Origin of the sequence: Streptomyces sp. adm13(2018) (assembly GCF_008042145.1) — a bacterium.
Classification (GTDB): domain Bacteria; phylum Actinomycetota; class Actinomycetes; order Streptomycetales; family Streptomycetaceae; genus Streptomyces.
In genome coordinates, this window is record NZ_RDBH01000129.1 from 1389965 (window position 1) to 1392497 (window position 2533).

Genomic DNA, 2533 nt, shown 5'->3' on the forward strand with positions numbered 1-2533 from the left:
CCCGATGAGGGCGCTTCCCCCACCCTCCGGGAGACTCCGCCCGCCCTCGCGTCGCGGTCCGTGAACGCCCGACTCCCGCGTGTGGCCGGAAGCGGTCTCCCGATGTCGCTGATACCCTGGTACCCCGTGGACCGGTGGGAAACGGCGACAGCCGAGGACCCCGAAACCGCAGCGACGGCACCCCCCGATTCTTCCGGAGGGGACGCCGGTACGCACCTCCAGAACGCGACCACGGGAGCCCCCTCTTGGCGATGCCGCCCAAAACCACGACGACCAAGCACATCTTCGTCACCGGGGGTGTCGCCTCCAGCCTCGGCAAGGGTCTGACCGCCTCCAGCCTGGGTGCGCTCCTCAAGGCCCGGGGCCTGCGGGTCACGATGCAGAAGCTCGACCCGTACCTGAACGTCGACCCGGGAACGATGAACCCGTTCCAGCACGGCGAGGTGTTCGTCACCAACGACGGCGCCGAGACCGACCTGGACATCGGCCACTACGAGCGCTTCCTCGACGTGGACCTCGACGGCTCGGCCAACGTCACCACCGGCCAGGTCTACTCCCAGGTCATCGCCAAGGAGCGGCGTGGCGAGTACCTCGGTGACACCGTGCAGGTCATCCCGCACATCACCAACGAGATCAAGTCCCGGATCCGCCGCATGGCGACCGACGACGTCGACGTGGTCATCACCGAGGTCGGCGGCACGGTCGGCGACATCGAGTCGCTGCCGTTCCTGGAGACCGTCCGCCAGGTCCGCCACGAGGTCGGCCGCGACAACGTCTTCGTCGTGCACATCTCGCTGCTGCCCTACATCGGCCCCTCCGGCGAGCTCAAGACCAAGCCGACCCAGCACTCCGTCGCCGCGCTCCGCAACATCGGCATCCAGCCCGACGCGATCGTGCTGCGCGCCGACCGCGAGGTCCCGACCTCCATCAAGCGAAAGATCTCGCTGATGTGCGACGTCGACGAGGCCGCGGTCGTCGCCGCGATCGACGCCAAGTCGATCTACGACATCCCCAAGGTCCTGCACACCGAGGGCCTGGACGCCTACGTCGTCCGCAAGCTCGACCTGCCGTTCCGCGACGTGGACTGGACGACCTGGGACGACCTGCTCGACCGCGTCCACAACCCCGACCACGAGGTCACGGTCGCGCTCGTCGGCAAGTACATCGACCTGCCCGACGCGTACCTCTCGGTCACCGAGGCGATGCGGGCCGGCGGCTTCGCGAACAAGGCGCGCGTCAAGGTCAAGTGGGTCACCTCCGACGAGTGCAAGACCCCGGCCGGGGCCGCGAAGCAGCTCGGCGACGTCGACGCGATCCTCATCCCCGGCGGCTTCGGCGACCGCGGTGTGAGCGGCAAGGTCGGCGCGATCCAGTACGCCCGCGAGAACAAGGTGCCGCTGCTCGGCATCTGCCTCGGCCTCCAGTGCATCGTCATCGAGGCGGCCCGGAACCTGGCCGACATCCCCGAGGCCAACTCCACCGAGTTCGACCCGGCCACCGCGCACCCCGTCGTCTCGACGATGGAGGAGCAGCTCGCGTTCGTCGAGGGCGCGGGCGACCTGGGCGGCACGATGCGGCTCGGCCTGTACCCGGCGAAGCTCGCCGAGGGCTCGATCGTCCGCGAGGTCTACGACGACCAGCCGTACGTCGACGAGCGCCACCGGCACCGCTACGAGGTCAACAACGCCTACCGCGGGGAGCTGGAGAAGAAGGCCGGCCTGGTCTTCTCCGGCACCTCCCCGGACAACAAGCTCGTCGAGTACGTCGAGTACCCGCGCGAGATCCACCCCTACCTGGTCGCCACCCAGGCGCACCCGGAGCTGCGGTCGCGCCCGACGCGTCCGCACCCGCTCTTCGCCGGCCTGGTGAAGGCGGCGGTGGAGCGCAAGACGGGCAAGGCGGGCACGTCGGCCGAGTAGTCGTCGCGCGTTAACGTAGCCGGGGTACGGGTCCTGACGGATCCGTACCCCGGTTCTCGTGGTTTTCGCGTGTGGTTCGTGGGAGGACGCAGATGGAGTTGCAGGACACCCCGGAGGAGTGGCGGGTCGTCGCGACGACGACCCCGTTCCAGGGAAACAAGACGAGTGTCCGCACGGACGACGTGGTCATGCCGGACGGTACGGTCGCGCGCCGCGACTACCAGGTCCACCCCGGCTCGGTGGCCGTCCTGGCCCTCGACGACCGGGACCGGGTCCTGCTGCTCAAGCAGTACCGGCACCCGGTCCGGCAGAAGCTCTGGGAGATCCCGGCGGGACTCCTCGACGTGCCCGGTGAGAACCCGCTGCACGCGGCGCAGCGGGAGCTGTACGAGGAGGCGCACGTCAAGGCCGAGGAGTGGCGGGTCCTGACCGACGTCTACACGACGCCGGGCGGCTGCGACGAGGCCGTACGGATCTTCCTCGCGCGGGGCCTCTCCGAGGCGGAGGGGGAGCGGTACGCGGTCTCCGAGGAGGAGGCCGACATGGAACTGGCCCGGGTGCCGCTGGACGAGCTGGTGCGGGGGGTGCTGGCGGGGGAGCTGCACAACAACTGC

The 2533-nt window shown here is 69.6% G+C and carries 2 protein-coding genes; both read left to right on the forward strand.

Features of this window, described 5'->3' with window-relative positions; translation table 11 throughout:
• Positions 1-251 precede the first annotated feature (251 nt).
• A complete protein-coding gene (locus EAO70_RS23080; protein WP_148004712.1) occupies positions 252-1919 on the forward strand; it encodes a CTP synthase in 1668 nt (555 codons plus the stop codon).
• A 92-nt stretch (positions 1920-2011) separates the two neighbouring features.
• Positions 2012-2533 (forward strand): NUDIX domain-containing protein (locus tag EAO70_RS23085; RefSeq protein WP_148005309.1); only part of this gene is annotated, 522 nt, incomplete at its 3' end.

What these genes read in the sequence shown, in the direction of transcription:
- EAO70_RS23080 (WP_148004712.1), top strand. Translation starts at nt 252, where the DNA reads ATGCCGCCCAAAACCACGACGACCAAGCACATCTTCGTCACCGGGGGT.